Source organism: Pueribacillus theae (assembly GCF_003097615.1).
Lineage (GTDB): Bacteria > Bacillota > Bacilli > Bacillales > UBA6769 > Pueribacillus > Pueribacillus theae.
The window spans coordinates 33746-49763 of the sequence record NZ_QCZG01000028.1 but is presented as its reverse complement, the minus strand read 5'-3'; the positions used below and the strand labels follow the sequence as shown (position 1 = coordinate 49763).

Genomic DNA, 16018 nt, shown 5'->3' with positions numbered 1-16018 from the left:
TTGCTCCTTGGCGTCGTCTCACTGCTCAATATTCCATTAAAACTTATTCCGAATATCGACCCTCCAATAGGAGCTGTCGTTGTTAGCTATGAAGACGCAAACCCGACAGAAGTGCTTGAAAAAGTAACAAAACCAGTTGAAACCAGTTTATCGACTTTGCCTGGTTTGAAATCGATGCAGTCCATTTCCCAAGAGGGTTCAAGTTTAATTATTTTACAATTTTCATGGACGACATCAATTGAAGATATCCAAGATGACATTAACAATGCGATTAATCAAGTAAGGGTGCCTGATGATGCAGAGGAACCGCGGTTTTTAAAATTTGATCCTTCACAGTTTCCCGTAATCCAAATGGCGGTATCAGCCGGTAAAAACGCAAATGAATTCCAGGATCTTGTGAAAGATTTGGAACGGGATTTAAGCAAAATTCGTGGCGTTGCCAGTGTTGATGTTGACGGCATCCGTGTTGACGAAATTAATGTCGCTTTAAATCAGGATGAATTGGAGAAATACGGCCTTTCCCAACAAGATGTTGTTGACGTCATCCAAAGCAGCAACATTTCAATGCCTGGCTCCCCTGTAACGAGCAAAGAAGAACGGTTGACAACGAGGGTTGTCAGCACCTTAACCTCTGTTGATGACGTGAAAAATCTCGTTGTTACGAAAAAAGTAAATGGCGACGATGTAAAACTTAGCGATCTTGCGAAAGTGAAAAAACAAAAAGAAAAACAAAACATTATAACGAGAGCGAATCAGGAAGACGCCGTGCTGTTAAGCGTCCTGCAGCAATCGGATGCAAACACGGCAGAGGTTTCAACAGCCTTCAATGAAAAGCTCGATGAACTTTTAGATGAAGAAAAGTACAAAAGTGTTGAAACCGCTGTGCTGTTCGATCAAGGCGATTACATACACCAAGCCATCGGAAGTGTTTCTAGCTCCCTTGTACTTGGTGGGATTCTTGCAATGCTTGTGTTGTTTCTATTCCTTCGCAACGTAAGAAGCCCGCTTATCATTGGGGTTGCCATTCCTTTCTCCGTGATTGTTACGTTTGTTTTGCTTTATTTCGCCGATTACAGCTTAAATATTATGACACTCGGCGGGCTTGCGCTTGGAATTGGTATGCTAGTCGACAATTCCATCGTTGTGATTGAAAGCATTTATCGCCATCTGCAAATGGGAAAAGATCCGAAAGAAGCCGCATCCATCGGAACGAAAGAAGTGGCTGGTGCCATCACCGCCTCCACTTTGACAACGATTGCTGTTTTTGTCCCTGTTCTGTTCATTTCTGGGCTGATCGGCAATTTATTTAAAGAGCTTGGCTTCACTGTCGCATTTAGTTTATTTGCTTCTTTATTTGTCGCGCTAACTGTAGTACCAATGATGGCAAGCCGGTTCTTAAAGGCGCAAAGCGAAGAGTTTGAGATCAAACGTAGAAATTCAAAATCAATGAAGTGGCTGGATTCTGCGACACGCTGGGTGCTTGGGCACCGTTTCGCCGTCATTCTAATGACCGTTGTGCTTCTTGCACTAGGCGGTTTGGGCCTTACAACGGTTGGCACGCAATTTCTGCCTGCCACAGACGAAGGATTTTTTACAATAAAAGTTACGCATGAAAACGGAACCCCATTGTCTAAAACGGATGAAACCGTTGGCAAAATCGAAGATATTCTTTCAGATGAAAAGGATATTCAAGATTTCCTAAGTTTAATTGGAAGCACAGCAACTGAAGGGCCTTCCGGTTCGGCCGCGGCAAATGAAGCTGAAATTTTTGTCTCAATGGTCGATTTAAACAAAAGAGACCGCTCCACACAAGAATTCAGTGAAGACATTAAATCGAAAGTGGAACGCGCTGCAGGCAATGCCGATGTGTCATTCAGCCAGCAAGGATCCATGGGTTCAGAGCCAAATACGCTAACATTCATTGTGAAAGCCGACAACGAAAAGAACTTAAATGAGTATGTCGATAAAGTTCAAGATAAAATAAGCAAGCTTTCAGATGTCAATGAAGTGACCAATGATAAAAATGAAACAGTAGAAGAGCTGCAAATTACAGTTGACCGTAAAAAAGCACTTGATGAAGGGCTTGTTCCCGCTCAAATAGCCAATGTGGTGAATAGTGTGACACGTGGCCAGCAAGCGGCGCAATTAACAACAGACGATTCAGAAGTATTGGCAGTTCACGTGAACTATGATGAATCAGTGACAGAAAATATTGATGCATTGAAAAAGCTGCTTATTAAAAAACAAGATGGCACATACACGACATTGGGGGATGTAGCGAAGATTGAACGGGCAGAGGGCCCTGTCGCCATCAATCGGGAAAACCAACAGCCGGCGGTTCAATTTACAGTAAAGTTCAGTTCTCAAACAACGCTGGGCAATGTAACGAAAGATGTCAATGAAGCTGTGGATGATCTCGATTTTCCGGATGACTTTGACCTGTCCTACACAGGGGATCAAGAGCTGCTGGAAGATTCGCTGGATGATCTAGGTTTGGCTTTCATTTTGGCTATCGTTTTCGTCTATCTCGTCATGGCTGCCCAATTTGAATCATTGAAGCACCCGTTTATCATTATCTTTTCGATCCCGCTTATCGTTATAGGTGTCATGATCGCGTTGACAACAACGAGAACACCGCTCGGTGTAACAGCAATCATCGGGTTGATTATTCTTGCGGGAATTGTAGTTAATAATGCCATCGTCCTTGTCGACTACATTAATCAGAGGAAAGAAGCGGGCTTGAGAACATATGATGCGATCATTGAAGCGGTGAAAGTGCGTACAAGGCCAATCTTAATGACGGCATTGACAACGATATTAGGACTTGTGCCGCTAGCATTAGGCATTGGAGAAGGGGCAGAAATTCAACAGCCGCTTGGGATTACAGTCATTGGCGGATTAATCAGCAGTACGTTCTTGACGCTGTTCTTTATCCCCGTGTTGTACAGCTTCTTTGATAAAGAAACAAGACATTTAAATAAAAAATATGTTACGCCTGACGGACAATTAATTCCTGCTTATTTGCTCGAACATCATGAGGAACAAAACAAAGAAGGCGAGAAAGAAGAAACTCAATTGCCTGAATCTCCAGATGTCAATCAAATTGAAAAAGAAGATTTGTCAAAAGATGATGTTATTGCTTTGCTTGAAAAGATTGTGGAAGTTTCGAAAAAGAAACGAGATGATGATGGGGATAAGGAAGAATAGAAAAAGCGGGGCAACCCGCTTCCTTGATTTTCTGACGTTTTACTGCCCATTACTGCGGGAAAAATGAATGAAAGGAGAAAAATGATGCACCAGCCAATTAAAACGATTACTCCAAAAGAGGTTGAACAGCTACTTAAAGATAAAAAGCCAATTTCATTAATTGATGTCAGAGAAGACGACGAAGTGGCACAAGGGAAAATTCCTCAAGCGAAACATATTCGGTTAAGTGAAATTCCTGAACGTTTAGATGAAATTGAAAAAGATAAGGAGACGATTTTCGTTTGCCGTTCCGGCGGACGCAGCGGGAGAGCATGCGAATATTTGCAGGCGCTTGGCTACAACGTTGTCAATATGGAAGGCGGCATGCTTGATTGGGAAGGCGAAACGGAATAAGATATACGACTAACCTCCAGAACGTTATAATGGCGTTAATGGAGGTGTTTTTTTATGATGCAAGTAAAATTGTTTGACTTTGAACATGAAGAAGATTTGGAAGAAGCTCTGAATGATTTTCTAGCAACTTTACAAGAAGAGAAAATCGTTGAAGTGAAATATCAAGTAGCGGTAGCAGATAATTCGAAAACGTTCGACACCGTTTTTTGCTTTTCGGCAATGGTCGTTTACCGCTCTTCGTGAAAATGAATGAAGTTCCATCTCAACAAATATGTTAAAATAAGAAGCGTTGTGTACTAAAAGTGTGTGTTCAAAAGCAGGACAACGAGAGGCAAGAAGGTCGAGGAAGCGTAGCTCTGAGCAACGCAGCGTATGTTTGTAGAATACGTGAATAGCGGAAGAGCAAGCAGACGAAGAGATTCGCAGCCTATCGTGCAGGACTTTTTGAACAACCTCTAAAGCGAGTAGGGGATGGACGTTCATGAGTAATTCACGCCTCATTCGGGGGACTTTTCTATTAACAGCAGCAACGATGATTTCGCGTGTTCTAGGCTTAATCTACTACTTTCCATTTATTTGGCTTGTTGGAATCCAAGGTGCTGCGCTTTATGCTTATGCATACAATCCTTATGTGATATTGCTCAGTGTGGCAACAGTCGGGCTGCCGTTGGCTGTGTCGAAATTTGTTTCAAAATATAACGCGCTTGGCGATTATCGAACGGGAAGAAAGCTTTTTCGATCAGGCATTGTTGTCATGTTGGCGACAGGTTTTGTCACGTTTCTTATGCTTTTTCTATCAGCGGACGCGATTGCTCCTCTTTTTATTGGAGAAGGAGACGAGACAGGAAATAGCTTGGAAGATGTCGCTTTCGTCATTAAGGTCGTTAGTTTTGCATTGCTTGCCGTACCGGTCATGAGTTTGATTCGCGGCTATTTTCAAGGCTTTGAATCGATGGGGCCAACGGCAACGTCCCAAGTCGTTGAACAAATTGTCCGGATCGCGTTCATTTTAGTTTCCGGGTTTATTATTGTCGTCCTTCTAAAAGGCGACCGTACGACAGCGGTTGCATTTGCCGTTTTTGCGGCTTTTATAGGGGCGCTCGGCGGTTTGGCCGTTTTGTTTTACTATTGGCGTAAACGGAAGCCGCATCTTGATAAACTGATTGCGGAAAGTACCGTAGACCATCAAATCTCTTTGCCCGAAATGTACAAGGAATTGATTTCATATGCGATTCCATTTGTAATCGTTGGGCTTGCCATACCGATTTACCAGCAAATTGATACGATGACGATGGTAAAAACGTTGAAGTCAATTGGCATGGCCCAAGTTGATGCAGAGGCGATTTACGCAACAGTCAACCAGACGACGAACAAAATTATTATGATTCCTGTGTCGCTTGCAACGGCTTTAGGATTGACATTGATTCCGACCATTACAAAAACGTATACATCTGGCAACCTAAAAATGCTGCAGCAGCAAATTACACAGACATTTCAAATGCTTCTTTTTTTAACGCTTCCTGCCGTTGTGGGTCTGGCTGTGCTTAGCTACCCTGCTTATGGCACGTTATATGGGATGGGAGATGTTGCTTCGGGTGGGCAGTTGCTTAGGTGGTATGCGCCAACGGCCGTTTTGTTTGCGCTTTTTACAGCGATGGCGGCCATTTTGCAAGGCATCAATCAGCAAAAATTGGCTGTTCTTTCCCTTTTGTGCGGAATTTTAATCAAGCTTCTTTTAAACACGCCATTTATTGAAAAATGGGGAGGAATCGGCGCGATTCTCGCAACCGATGCGGGATATTTATTTTCGGTTGTGTTCTGCCTTTTGGTTATTAAAAAAATGATTCGATTCCGACTTCGATTTGTTGCAAAGAGGGCGCTTTTGATTTCAATTTTTGTAACAGTGATGGGGATCGCGGCATGGCTCATTAAACTGCCAATTGAGCTTATTTTTTCAGGAGATTACGGGGATGGTGCTTCGTATTTTGAGGCTCTTCTTTCACTCATTATTGGCATTGCTGGAGGGTCGTTTGTATACTTATGGTTAAGCATCCGTTCTCATCTTGCCGGACAAATTTTTGGCCATCGCTTTGCTTTCCTGAATAAAAAAGTGAAAAGTAAAAGCAGGAATCTTTGATTGAGACCTGCTTCTTTTTTTAAACTAATGACCGTACATGCCACCGATTCGGTTTTCTATTCGCCTTATTCTTTGATCAAGCCGATTGATTTCTCTTTCCATTCTTCTAAGGCGGCGATCAATATTCCCTCCAAAATAACCTGGATAGCCTAATGATTGCTGGTCTGTTGAGGGGAAACCCTGCATTCCCGGCATTTCTGGCATCCCTGGCATCTCCTGCATTTCTGGCATTCCCTGCATTCCTGGCATTCCCTGCATCCCTGGCATTCCCGGATACCCTGGAAAATATTGCGGTTCTTGTTGTCTATACATTTTAAATCGCTCCTATCAAAAATATCTTTCAATAGCAGTCTATGTGACAGTAGCGGAAGAGTATAGACGCATACCTAGAGTTCGTTCAAATCGAAAATAAATCAGTCGAAAGATAACGTTCTCCAGAGTCAGCAGTCATACATACAACGGCATCATCCGGTGAGTGGCGTTTGGCAACTTCCAGCGCAGCATAGACAGCGGCTCCTGATGATGGCCCTAGGAGGATTCCTTCTTTTTTTGCCAATTGATATACAGCGTCATATGCCTGTTCATCTTCAATCTTGATAATTTCATCATATATTGATGTGTTAAGCGTATCTGGGATAAAGCCTGGGCTCGTACCAACCAACTTATGCTTGCCAGGCTTTCCTCCCGACAAAACAGGAGAACCGGCAGGTTCAACGACATGAACCGTTAAATTTGGATAGTGCTTTTTCAGGATTTCTCCTGTTCCGGTTATCGTTCCGCCGGTGCCTGCAGGTGCAACGAAAGCAACGGGGTCTTTACCTATTGTTTCCATGTCCTTTATGATTTCAAGCGCTGTCGTTTTTCGATGGGCATTCGGATTTGCATCGTTTTCAAATTGCATCGGGATAAAGCTTCCGGGAATTTCGTTTGCCAGCTCTTTCGCTTTTTCAATGGCACCAGGCATTTTTTTGTCGCCTGGTGTTAAGACAACTGTTGCGCCGTATGCTTGTATTAAATTGATCCGTTCCTGAGTCATCGTATCAGGCATAACGATAATCGCCTTGTAGCCTCTAGCCGCGGCATTCATCGCAATGCCAATTCCGGTGTTTCCCGACGTAGGTTCGATAATCGTACCGCCTTTTTTAAGCAGCCCTTGCTGTTCTGCCGTCACAATCATTTCAAAAGCAGCCCGGTCTTTAACGCTTCTGCTTGGGTTAAAATATTCTAATTTAATGTAAACGGATGCCCCATTCGGCGGTTGAATACGGTTTAATTTAACGAGAGGCGTCTCTCCAATTAAATCCGCTATGTTTGTAACGACTTTCATCTCTACAACTCCTTTTCAATTTCTTTGTTAATTATAACAAAACTGATAAAGCGAATCTATTCACTATGAATATACGGATTTAATTTGGCGAGTGATCTCCTACCAATTATTTGATAAAATGAAAGACAAGTTTACTAGGCTTTTGAGAGGATAAGTGTATGTGTTTTTTAAAAACCTTTTGTTAACCGTTGTGCAGATTGGAATTTTATATCTTTTTTACCGTATCGGTGTTTTCATTCAGCATACATTCCATTTGTTTATCCCTGGAAGTATTATTGGAATGCTTCTTTTTTTTATGGTTTTAATGGTATGGAAACCGTTTGATCGTTTCATAGAAAAAGGAGCAGGTTTCTTTTTATCGCATTTGCCTATTTTCTTTATTCCTGCCACTGTAGGGATCATGGAATATTTTGATTTATTTAAAGGAAACGGTATATGGCTTATCGTTATTACAATCTTCAGCACGTTATTGGTTTTGATTGTTTCAGCATTAACAAGCCGTTTCATCATGAGGTTAAAGAGGAGAATGAAGGAATGAATTTTGTGGGTCTTGCATTAACAATCGTTTTATATTTATTGGCAAGAAGGCTATATTTTCGTTTTCCTTATCCGCTTTTTGCCCCAGTCGTTACGTCTTCCGTCGTCTTAGTCAGCATATTAGTGGCCTTTAAAATCCCGTATGGGCACTATATCAAAGACGTAAAAGTGATTACTGAATTACTGGGCGCTGCAATCGTCGCTCTAGGCTATCCCCTCTATAAGCAATGGCATGTGATTAAACGTTATTTCGTTCCAATTATTTCAGGGGTAATCGTTGGAACTTGGTTCGGCATAGAGAGCGGACGGCTTCTAGCCAAAGCATTTAAAATTGAAGATTTGTTAATGCTTTCTCTGTTGCCTAAGTCCGTTACAACGCCGGTTGCCATGGAAATTTCGAGCATGATTGGCGGGATTCCTTCGCTTGCGGCCGTATTCGTCATGTTTGCCGGTATAAGCTGCGTCATCATTGGGCCGTTATTGATAAAGTTATTCCGCATTCATAACCCGTTGGAAATTGGCATTGGCTACGGAAGTGCGGCACATGCTATTGGCACTTCGAAAGCGTTGGAATTTGGAGAGGAAGCTGCCGCAATCAGCTCGGTTACGATGACACTGTGTGCATTGATTGCTTCATTCTTGGCTCCGGCTATCATAGCTACTTTCGGTTAAAGAACGACATGAAAAAAGGGGCATCCCTCAATGGCTCAATTATTGAAATTACAAGATTACATTTCTCGTTATGAACAGGACCTTAATAAATATTTGAATCAATTTATACGTGTAAAGCAACGTCGGTGGGATGAATACAAAGAAAAATTAGCACACAACGATTTGCATGGTGAACAATTAAAAAAAGTGAGGCAGGCGTTTCTTGATGAATTGTACTTGCACCAACTTCAGTGGGCAAGTTCAACGATTGCTGAAAAATCACAATTGGCCGCCCGCTACGAACATGACAATGTACTAAAATTATTGCTTCAAACGTTGCCTGATACGTATTTGGTTTTTTATGATCCGGTTTTCAAAATTGAAAATGCATCGGTTGAAATGGAAGCGATTATTGTAACACCTACAATCGTTTATTGTCTCGCTATTTTAAAAGGAAAAGAAGACGACATTTATTTGGCTAATAAAGAACGTTTTTGGAAAGTGATTCGAGGGGAGCAGGAATTAAAAGTTGTGAGTCCCTTTCTTTCATTAAAACGTTCTGAAAATGTAACACGAAAATTAACCGAAAATGCCAATGCATTGCCTATTAAAAAAATAATCTTAGCTCCAGGCTGCTATGTTGATCATTTCCAGGAATTCCTAACCGTTGAGTGCTATGACAAGCGTTCTATTAAAGAATGGCAAAAGAAAGCAGCGGGGGACCCTTCCCCAATAAAGTTCAAACAATTAAAAATCGCACGCACGTTGCTCGGGAATAGTATGACAGAAAGTTACTTTAGGGATGAAGAAGATCGATATTTTGATCGTTTGAATCGACAATTTCCCGGGGAATAAAACAGAAGCTGCCATTATTCCGGTACAAACGTTATTTTTCTTTGTGTTGATTTATTAAAGGGATTGCTGTCATTTTTTATCGGTTTTTCACAATGATATACAGGAAACGCTGCTGTCCAAGATTCCAAAAATGGAAAGGGGGAAAAAGCGATTGTTTGCTCGTCTTTCCATTTGCACTCAATTGTTATGTTTGCACCTGAGGCAGAAATGCCGTTTATTCCATTTTTAAACCAAGGATGCTCGTTGACTTTTTTTGCGCCCGGTTCATTTAGGCAAACATAAAGGGAACAGTTGTCCCACATTTTTAAATGTTCGAGTGCCAGTTCAACATCTTCATTTCGGTATCGATTCATTAAATGCTGTTGCCTTTCTTTTTCTTTCGTTAAAAACTGTGAAATTTCCCGTTCATTCGCCGCTTTAAAAAAGGCAGTATAGTGGAGGGAGGTTAAAAGGGCAACATATTCGTCGATTTTTTCCATTTCGTCAATGCCTTTTTTATAGAGCTTCAATTTTGCAGCCATTGGATAGTTTGTGAAATCATATAGACCTTCATGAAGGTGGCTATCGCTCTCGATCCAGCTGTAATCATGAAGGGCAGCAACCATCACTGTTTTAAAATCCGCATGTTTAAATGGTGGATTTCCGGTATGGAAAGCCATTTCGCCAGCCAGCTTGGCGTGATCGTGCTGCTTAATTAATTCATAATGTGTTTCGTACTCTTTAACAATCAAAACAAACGCCTCCTTGATGAATAATGAAAAACATAACTGCTCTCATTTCTTTCTTCCCATTATCTTATAGAATGAAGCGGAACGCCAATTGGGCTGCCTGATGAAACACCTTTTCCTTTGTATCGTTTCGTGTTAGAATGATGTGTCGAAAGAGATTAGGAAGTGATAACATGAGACTGCGCCATAAACCATGGGCAAAAGAAAAGCTTACTAGCTACCCACATTTTGTCATTGGAGAACCAGAAAAATATAAAGGGGCCTGGCACTCACTTTTTGGAAATCATCACCCGATTCATATTGAAATCGGTACGGGAAAGGGCCGTTTTATTACTGAAATGGCGAAGAAAAATCCCCACATCAATTATATTGGGATGGAGAAGCAAGACCGCGTCATCGTTTCAGCACTTGACCGCGTGCTCAATGAAGAGAAGCTTACGAATATAAGATTGATTAATGAAAATGCCGATCACTTGCTTTCATTCTTCTCGAAAGGCGAGGTAGCAAGGATTTATTTAAACTTTTCCGACCCTTGGCCAAAATCGCGACATGAAAAAAGGCGCTTAACGTACCATTCTTTTCTTGAACGTTATAAAGAAATCGTAACGAAGAATGGAGAGATTCATTTTAAAACAGATAATCGGCAGTTGTTTGAGTATTCGCTTGAAAGTTTTTCACGCTTTGGAATGCTTCTAAAAAACATTAGTTTGGATTTGCATAAAGACGCATTGGAGGATCATGTGATGACCGAATATGAAGAAAAATTTTCTGGCAAAGGAAATCGCATTTACCGTTGTGAGGCTGTCTTCAATTAATATGTAAAGTTCACATATTTACCAAAAGCTTTTTCAAACCCATTATTTATTTTATGGTATGATAGTTTTATAATCTATACATTGATAAAAATTTTCGTTTACAAGGAGAAGGAGGCATTTGTTTTGAAGAAAAAGTTTGTAGCCATTATTACTATGATTCTACTAATCGCAAGCATGTCTGGCATTGCTTCAGCCGCAGAAGCGCCTCAAGATATGGAAAAAGCAATCCAAGATGCGAAACAAGAAGAACATTCCAACTATAAAAAAGGTTCTTTGACACTCTCTGATTTCCAAGAAATCTCGGTGAATGATCCTGAGTTGGAAACAGGCACTGTTCAAATGGCTTTGGCGGAGTATTCTGTAATCCGCGACAAAATTTTTCCTATTGTGCACAAGGAAGTTGTCTACTATGATTCGGAAAATGGAAAGGTGCTCCAGGAAGCACAGTTGGCTGGTGTTGATGAAGCAGTCAAGTATAAAGAATCACATAAAGGCGAAACAGGGATTAAGCTTCAAATGGGCTTAATCATTGCGCTTTTGATTGTTGTCCCTCTTGTTTATTTTTTAATCATTGTACTTGTTTGGGAGCCGCGCCAATATTTAACAACGAAATTTAAAATTGCTAATAAACTCTACTATGGCCAACAACAAACCTACCAATAATTAAGAAGTCAGAGGTCAGTGGCCGGGTTGGTTTGAATTTGCGAAGGGGCAAATTTAGACTTTCTAATAGAAAAGTCCGCTTATACCGATTGTATAAGTGGACTTTTTTGATTAATTGTGATTCTTAAATTCTAGTATGGCTCCGGTTTTTGTATCAACGGCAAAATCGTAATAGGTTACATTGTTTTCTTCATTGGAAGTTAGCCCTCCGCGGTAAACCGTATATTCAAGTTTGTCGTTTTGCAGTTTTTCGGGAATCATTTGGATCCACGAGCCTTCAATAGCCAGCTTTCCCTTTAATTCATCCTTCACCTTTTTTAAAGCTTTTTCAGGGGTAATGCCCTTATCTTCAAGTTGCTTTGAAATGGTTAGCCCCGCGATTAAACCGAGTGCGGTTCCTGCCAGGAAAGAGTAGACTTTCATGTAAATCTCCTTTCAAACGATTTTCTTCATTATACTAGATGGACGTCAGATGAAACAACATACGAGATGGACATTGACTGAAACTAATACGCTCACTCTGGAAGTTGTTTCTAAGTTTCGTTAAGATAAATTGTAAGAGATTGTTCAAAAAGATACTGATGGGAGGATGCGAAATGAATAAAGAAACGAAGGAACTTTTCAAAACATTAACAGAGCTAAGAGGAGCGCCGGGTTTCGAACAACATGTCCGAAATTTTATGGAAAAGGAACTTGAGAAATATGCAGACGCTATTATCCGAGACAATTTAGGCAGCTTGTTTGGTGTGAAAAACGTGTCAGGCAATGGGCCGCGTGTTATGGTTGCGGGACATATGGATGAAGTTGGATTTATGGTGACAGATATTACAGAAGAAGGCATGGTGCGTTTTCAGACGCTCGGCGGCTGGTGGAGTCAAGTATTGCTCGCTCAGCGCGTTGAAATCGAAACGAAAAACGGCGCTGTTCCAGGCGTAATCGCTTCGATTCCTCCGCATTTATTAAAAGAGGAACAAAGAAAAAAACCGATGGACATTAAAAACATGCTGATCGATGTTGGGGCAGATGATAAAACGGACGCCGAAAGGCTTGGCATTCGCCCTGGCCAGCCGATTACACCGGTTTGTCCATTCACACCGATGGCAAACGAAAAGAAAATTCTCGCAAAGGCGTGGGATAACCGTTATGGCTGCGGGCTTGCAATCGAACTTTTAAAGGAATTAAAAGATGAGAAATTGCCTAACCAACTATTTTCGGGAGCGACTGTTCAAGAAGAAGTCGGGCTTCGCGGAGCCCAGACGGCTGCGGATCTTATTAACCCGGATATTTTTTATGCACTTGATGCGAGCCCGGCCAATGATATGTCAGGGGATAAACAAGCATTTGGTAAACTTGGCAAAGGGACACTGCTTCGCATCTATGATGGTTCAATGGTTACCCATAGAGGAATGAGGGAATTTATTTTAGATACGGCAGAGTCGAAAAAAATTCCTTATCAGTTTTTTGTGTCAGCAGGCGGAACGGATGCAGGGCGGGTACACCTGTCAGGAGCCGGCGTACCATCGGCTGTTGTCGGTATTTGTTCACGTTATATCCATACATCTGCCTCAATTATCCATATAGATGATTATGCCGCTGCAAAAGAGCTTTTAATCGCCCTCGTCAAATCAACAGATGAATCTACAGTGAATTCAATTCGGGTCAACAGCTAAAGATGAACGTTGCTGTCGGTTCAAAAAATCGGGCAAAATTGTTGGCGGTTGAAAGAATAGCATCAGATATGGGCATGAACGTATTCGTCCATCCAGTCCCTTCAGGCGTTTCTCCCCAGCCGCTTTCAGATAACGAAACGAAGGAAGGCGCGCTCAACCGTGCCAGGGGAGCATTGCAACACCCGAAATGCAGCATCGGGATTGGTCTTGAGGGTGGTGTAGACAAGTTGGAAAATCAATGGTTCGTCTGCAATTGGGGAGCTCTTGTCGATGCAGGCGGAATTGAAATCGTGAGCAGTGGTGCACGCTTTTTGCTCCCGAAAGCCGTTTGCTGCGAGCTTGTAAAGGGGAAAGAGCTCAGCACTGTCATGGATGAATTTGCCGGCAAGAAAAATATAGGGCAAAGTGAGGGTGCTGTCGGAATTTTTACGAACGGCCTTGTCACTCGAAGCGAGATGTACGAACATCTCGTTAAAATTCTTTTTGGACAATATTTATTTTATAAAAAACGCTTCTGACTTTGAGGTCAGAAGCGTTTTGGCGTTTTACTCCGTTTCAAAAATATAGGATAAAGCTTTAACGGCTTGATCCGCTGTTTCACAGACTACGCTTGCTTTATTCGCAATTTCTTTTAATGGATGGATGAGCGACTCAGGACGAATTAAAATAAGCGGCTTGTTTTTGGAGATTGCAGCTGAAGCGTCCATTGCCGTATTCCATTGTTTATATTTTTCACCGAAACATGCAATGACAACGTCAGCTTTAGAGAGCAGCACCTCTGTTCTTAAATTATTCAAATCGGACGCGGCATCGTCCACTAACATTTTGTTTGGCTGCGGCCCAAGAATTTCTTCCCCGATGTGATCCGAACGATCGTGGTTTTCCATCGGCCCGACGAATGTGATCGGCAAGCCCAGTTTACTTGCTTTTTCTCTAATTTCATCTCTCCAATTATCATGAATTTGGCCTGCTAGATAAACAACTAATTCCATTTTATTTCTCTCCTTACTGTTCTTCTTAAAAATAAGTATAAGAATCTTCAACGAAAAAAACAATGATTATCTTGCCAATTACTAGATGTTTAAACAATGATATTTACATGTGTCTTTACACTAAGTATAATGATGATGTTGGCAAATAGGTGGCCGAAACTGATGATAAAAAATGAGGTGAAGATATGGAGAAGAAAGAAGTCCGGTGGGCTTGGGCAATTTTTATTATGATGTTGCTTGCCTATATTGTTCCGTACGGTTTATTGAGCGGTGTTGACGCGTGGTATGGAAGCTTTTTGTTTTGGACCCTTTTTGCTTTTATCGTGATTATTTTTAACATTTTCATGACGACGGATTGGAGTGATTAAGTTGACGGCAGCAATGGTTTGGTGGGGAGTTGCAATTTATGTCATCGTTTCACTTGTATTAGCTTATTACTCCAGAACCGGCAAGGCAGTTGACATGACAGATTATTTTCTTGGCAACCGGAAAATGGGAGGCTTTGTTTCAGCGTTAAGTTACAGTGCGACAACGTATAGTGCGTTTATGCTCGTAGGCCTTGCTGGATTAACTTATGCTGGCGGGGTTGGTGCGCTCGGTTTCGAATTGATTTATTTAGCTGGAGTAAGTTTAATTGTTTTTTTTGGCCCGCGCTTTTGGTTGGCAGGTAAAAAATATGGGTATGTTACCCCAACTGAAATGTTAGGGGATCGCTATAATAGTAAGGCGGTCGCTGTTGTTACTTCCCTTGCAAGTTGTATTTTTCTTATCCCTTATTCTGCTGTACAACTTACAGGTGTCGGCTATTTGCTTTCAAGTATGTCAGATAATGTCATTTCGTTTACGACAGGTGTAACGATTGCGGCCATTTTAGCGATTGTGTTTACGATGATTGCGGGAATTCGCTCGGTTATGTGGACAGATGCTCTTCAGGCGATTGTGATGATTGTGACTGCAACATTAGTAGTCCTTATCGTTATTAGTACATTGGGTGGGTTTGGAACATTTTTCAATACATTGGCTACTGACCATCCAGGTTCATTAGCAGTGCCTGGTAAAGGATTCTTTAGCTTTCCTACATTTTTAAGTTTAACATTGCCATGGATTTTTTTCTGTATTTCAAATCCACAAGTGAGCCAGCGGTTGTACATGCCAGCCTCTTTCTCAAGCATGCGAAGGATGCTCTTAGGGTTTCTCGTTTTTGGATTCATTTATACATTAGTTTCAATCATTTGGGGTTACGCAGCACTAATCAAGTTTCCTAACCTGGAAAATGCTGACCTTGCAACACCAACGCTATTGTCGTCTGATGTTGTTCCGCCTGTGTTAGCGCTGGTTGTCATGCTTGGGATAATGGCGGCAGCCATCTCGACAATTGATTCGATTATTTTAACGCTATCTTCATTGATTTCAAGGGATGTATACCGAAATGCAGCGAAACATGCAACAGACAAGCGCCAATTATTGGTTGGGAAAATCGTCATTCCAATCATCACAATACTGGCTTACCTATTTGCCCAGTTGCAGCTGGATCTAATTGCAGTTCTTTCCGTTTCTGCATCAGCAGGATTACTCGTCATCGTACCTGCCTATGTTGGCGTGTTTTTTTGGAAAAGAGGAACGGCTGCAGGCGTGCTTACAAGTGTTGTATTGAGCGGCTTATTAGTTGCCTTTCTCGAGTTAACGAAAATCAAGCCGTTTGGCTACGGTTCAGGCGTTTGGGGATTTCTTCTCTCAATTGTTCTATTTATCGCTGTTAGTGCTGTTACCTCAGCACCCACTGAAAAGGCGAATCACTTTATTCATGATCTAAATTCAGAACTTCGCAATAAAAAAAGGAAAACTGCACTTTCGAATCATGGGAAAATCGTTTAATGATGAAATTTTTCAGACATTGATACGCTCTTCAGCGATCATTGTCTGTTTTTATATTTTGCTTTATTGAAATCTTTCTTAATGCATTTTTAATGTGGGATAAGTGGAATTGTTGGGATAATGGTAGTAAAATAAAAAATAATGAACGTCAGCCTCCATTAAAAAAAT

The 16018-nt window shown here is 41.4% G+C and carries 18 protein-coding genes; 13 read left to right on the top strand and 5 right to left on the bottom strand.

The annotated features are described in order from the left end of the window. The 4 genes from DCC39_RS13045 to DCC39_RS13030 all read left to right on the top strand — a co-directional run. On the top strand, window positions 1–3207 hold a 3207-nt coding region (locus DCC39_RS13045; protein ID WP_133243488.1), incomplete at its 5' end, for an efflux RND transporter permease subunit. Window positions 3208–3291: 84 nt separating this feature from the next. Then, a complete protein-coding gene (locus DCC39_RS13040) occupies window positions 3292–3600 on the top strand; it encodes a rhodanese-like domain-containing protein (protein WP_240613643.1) in 309 nt (102 codons plus the stop codon). Window positions 3601–3654: 54 nt separating this feature from the next. Further along, window positions 3655–3843 carry a sporulation protein Cse60 gene (locus tag DCC39_RS13035; protein WP_165820869.1) on the top strand — a complete coding sequence of 63 codons (189 nt, stop codon included), beginning with the start codon at window positions 3655–3657 and terminating at the stop codon, window positions 3841–3843. Between the two features lie 238 nt (window positions 3844–4081). Then, the gene (locus DCC39_RS13030) at window positions 4082–5737 is read left to right on the top strand and encodes a putative polysaccharide biosynthesis protein (protein ID WP_116555344.1); all 1656 of its coding nucleotides are present in this window, start codon (window positions 4082–4084) and stop codon (window positions 5735–5737) included. 24 nt (window positions 5738–5761) lie between these two features. On the opposite strand, the gene DCC39_RS13025 is transcribed toward DCC39_RS13030, so the two are convergent. Together DCC39_RS13025 and cysK are read right to left on the bottom strand one after the other, a co-directional pair. Continuing rightward, a complete protein-coding gene (locus DCC39_RS13025) occupies window positions 5762–6049 on the bottom strand; it encodes a hypothetical protein (RefSeq protein ID WP_116555343.1) in 288 nt (95 codons plus the stop codon). A gap of 85 nt (window positions 6050–6134) precedes the next feature. Beyond that, on the bottom strand, window positions 6135–7064 hold the full coding sequence (gene cysK / locus DCC39_RS13020; protein WP_116555342.1) for a cysteine synthase A: 930 nt from the start codon (window positions 7062–7064) through the stop codon (window positions 6135–6137). A 160-nt stretch (window positions 7065–7224) separates the two neighbouring features. Here cysK and DCC39_RS13015 point away from each other — a divergent pair, with 160 nt between their 5' ends. Genes DCC39_RS13015 through DCC39_RS13005 form a run of 3 tightly spaced genes read left to right on the top strand, consistent with a single transcriptional unit; the run spans window position 7225 to window position 9107 of the window. After that, window positions 7225–7602 (top strand): CidA/LrgA family protein, encoded by a 378-nt coding sequence (locus tag DCC39_RS13015; RefSeq protein ID WP_240613642.1) that lies wholly within the window; start codon window positions 7225–7227, stop codon window positions 7600–7602. After that, complete coding sequence (locus DCC39_RS13010; RefSeq protein ID WP_116555341.1) at window positions 7599–8273, top strand: LrgB family protein; 675 nt, start codon at window positions 7599–7601, stop codon at window positions 8271–8273. The genes DCC39_RS13015 and DCC39_RS13010 overlap by 4 nt, the downstream gene beginning before the upstream one ends. Before the next feature lie 30 nt (window positions 8274–8303). Next, the gene (locus DCC39_RS13005) at window positions 8304–9107 is read left to right on the top strand and encodes a hypothetical protein (protein WP_116555340.1); all 804 of its coding nucleotides are present in this window, start codon (window positions 8304–8306) and stop codon (window positions 9105–9107) included. A 14-nt stretch (window positions 9108–9121) separates the two neighbouring features. On the opposite strand, the gene DCC39_RS13000 is transcribed toward DCC39_RS13005, so the two are convergent. Next, window positions 9122–9838: a DUF3891 family protein gene (locus tag DCC39_RS13000; RefSeq protein WP_165820868.1), complete on the bottom strand. Its 717-nt coding sequence runs from the start codon at window positions 9836–9838 to the stop codon at window positions 9122–9124. 170 nt (window positions 9839–10008) lie between these two features. On the opposite strand from DCC39_RS13000, the gene trmB reads away from it, so the two are divergent. Together trmB and DCC39_RS12990 are read left to right on the top strand one after the other, a co-directional pair. Next, the gene (trmB, locus tag DCC39_RS12995) at window positions 10009–10650 is read left to right on the top strand and encodes a tRNA (guanosine(46)-N7)-methyltransferase TrmB (RefSeq protein WP_116555338.1); all 642 of its coding nucleotides are present in this window, start codon (window positions 10009–10011) and stop codon (window positions 10648–10650) included. 123 nt (window positions 10651–10773) lie between these two features. Continuing rightward, window positions 10774–11313, top strand: a complete 540-nt coding sequence (locus DCC39_RS12990; protein WP_116555337.1) for a hypothetical protein — start codon at window positions 10774–10776, stop codon at window positions 11311–11313. 111 nt (window positions 11314–11424) lie between these two features. Here the strand turns inward: DCC39_RS12990 and DCC39_RS12985 are convergent, their stop codons facing one another. Continuing rightward, entirely contained in the window at window positions 11425–11736 is a 312-nt protein-coding gene (locus DCC39_RS12985; protein ID WP_116555336.1) for a PepSY domain-containing protein, read from the bottom strand. 173 nt (window positions 11737–11909) lie between these two features. Here DCC39_RS12985 and DCC39_RS12980 point away from each other — a divergent pair, with 173 nt between their 5' ends. Continuing rightward, entirely contained in the window at window positions 11910–12983 is a 1074-nt protein-coding gene (locus DCC39_RS12980; protein WP_116555335.1) for a M42 family metallopeptidase, read from the top strand. 2 nt (window positions 12984–12985) lie between these two features. Further along, complete coding sequence (locus tag DCC39_RS12975) at window positions 12986–13501, top strand: DUF84 family protein (protein ID WP_116555334.1); 516 nt, start codon at window positions 12986–12988, stop codon at window positions 13499–13501. Window positions 13502–13528: 27 nt separating this feature from the next. Here DCC39_RS12975 and DCC39_RS12970 read toward each other — a convergent pair whose 3' ends face one another. Next, window positions 13529–13975: a YtoQ family protein gene (locus DCC39_RS12970; RefSeq protein ID WP_116555333.1), complete on the bottom strand. Its 447-nt coding sequence runs from the start codon at window positions 13973–13975 to the stop codon at window positions 13529–13531. Window positions 13976–14160: 185 nt separating this feature from the next. Between DCC39_RS12970 and DCC39_RS12965 the strand changes: the two genes are divergently transcribed. After that, window positions 14161–14343, top strand: a complete 183-nt coding sequence (locus tag DCC39_RS12965) for a hypothetical protein (protein WP_116555332.1) — start codon at window positions 14161–14163, stop codon at window positions 14341–14343. 1 nt (window position 14344) lies between these two features. Continuing rightward, window positions 14345–15850 (top strand): sodium:solute symporter family protein, encoded by a 1506-nt coding sequence (locus DCC39_RS12960; RefSeq protein ID WP_116555331.1) that lies wholly within the window; start codon window positions 14345–14347, stop codon window positions 15848–15850. Window positions 15851–16018: the final 168 nt, after the last annotated feature.

What these genes read in the sequence shown, in the direction of transcription:
- DCC39_RS13040 (WP_240613643.1), top strand. Translation starts at nt 3,292, where the DNA reads ATGCACCAGCCAATTAAAACGATTACTCCAAAAGAGGTTGAACAGCTA.
- DCC39_RS13035 (WP_165820869.1), top strand. Translation starts at nt 3,655, where the DNA reads ATGATGCAAGTAAAATTGTTTGACTTTGAACATGAAGAAGATTTGGAA.
- DCC39_RS13030 (WP_116555344.1), top strand. Translation starts at nt 4,082, where the DNA reads ATGAGTAATTCACGCCTCATTCGGGGGACTTTTCTATTAACAGCAGCA.
- DCC39_RS13025 (WP_116555343.1), bottom strand. Translation starts at nt 6,049, where the DNA reads ATGTATAGACAACAAGAACCGCAATATTTTCCAGGGTATCCGGGAATG.
- cysK (WP_116555342.1), bottom strand. Translation starts at nt 7,064, where the DNA reads ATGAAAGTCGTTACAAACATAGCGGATTTAATTGGAGAGACGCCTCTC.
- DCC39_RS13010 (WP_116555341.1), top strand. Translation starts at nt 7,599, where the DNA reads ATGAATTTTGTGGGTCTTGCATTAACAATCGTTTTATATTTATTGGCA.
- DCC39_RS13005 (WP_116555340.1), top strand. Translation starts at nt 8,304, where the DNA reads ATGGCTCAATTATTGAAATTACAAGATTACATTTCTCGTTATGAACAG.
- trmB (WP_116555338.1), top strand. Translation starts at nt 10,009, where the DNA reads ATGAGACTGCGCCATAAACCATGGGCAAAAGAAAAGCTTACTAGCTAC.
- DCC39_RS12985 (WP_116555336.1), bottom strand. Translation starts at nt 11,736, where the DNA reads ATGAAAGTCTACTCTTTCCTGGCAGGAACCGCACTCGGTTTAATCGCG.
- DCC39_RS12980 (WP_116555335.1), top strand. Translation starts at nt 11,910, where the DNA reads ATGAATAAAGAAACGAAGGAACTTTTCAAAACATTAACAGAGCTAAGA.
- DCC39_RS12975 (WP_116555334.1), top strand. Translation starts at nt 12,986, where the DNA reads ATGAACGTTGCTGTCGGTTCAAAAAATCGGGCAAAATTGTTGGCGGTT.
- DCC39_RS12970 (WP_116555333.1), bottom strand. Translation starts at nt 13,975, where the DNA reads ATGGAATTAGTTGTTTATCTAGCAGGCCAAATTCATGATAATTGGAGA.
- DCC39_RS12965 (WP_116555332.1), top strand. Translation starts at nt 14,161, where the DNA reads ATGGAGAAGAAAGAAGTCCGGTGGGCTTGGGCAATTTTTATTATGATG.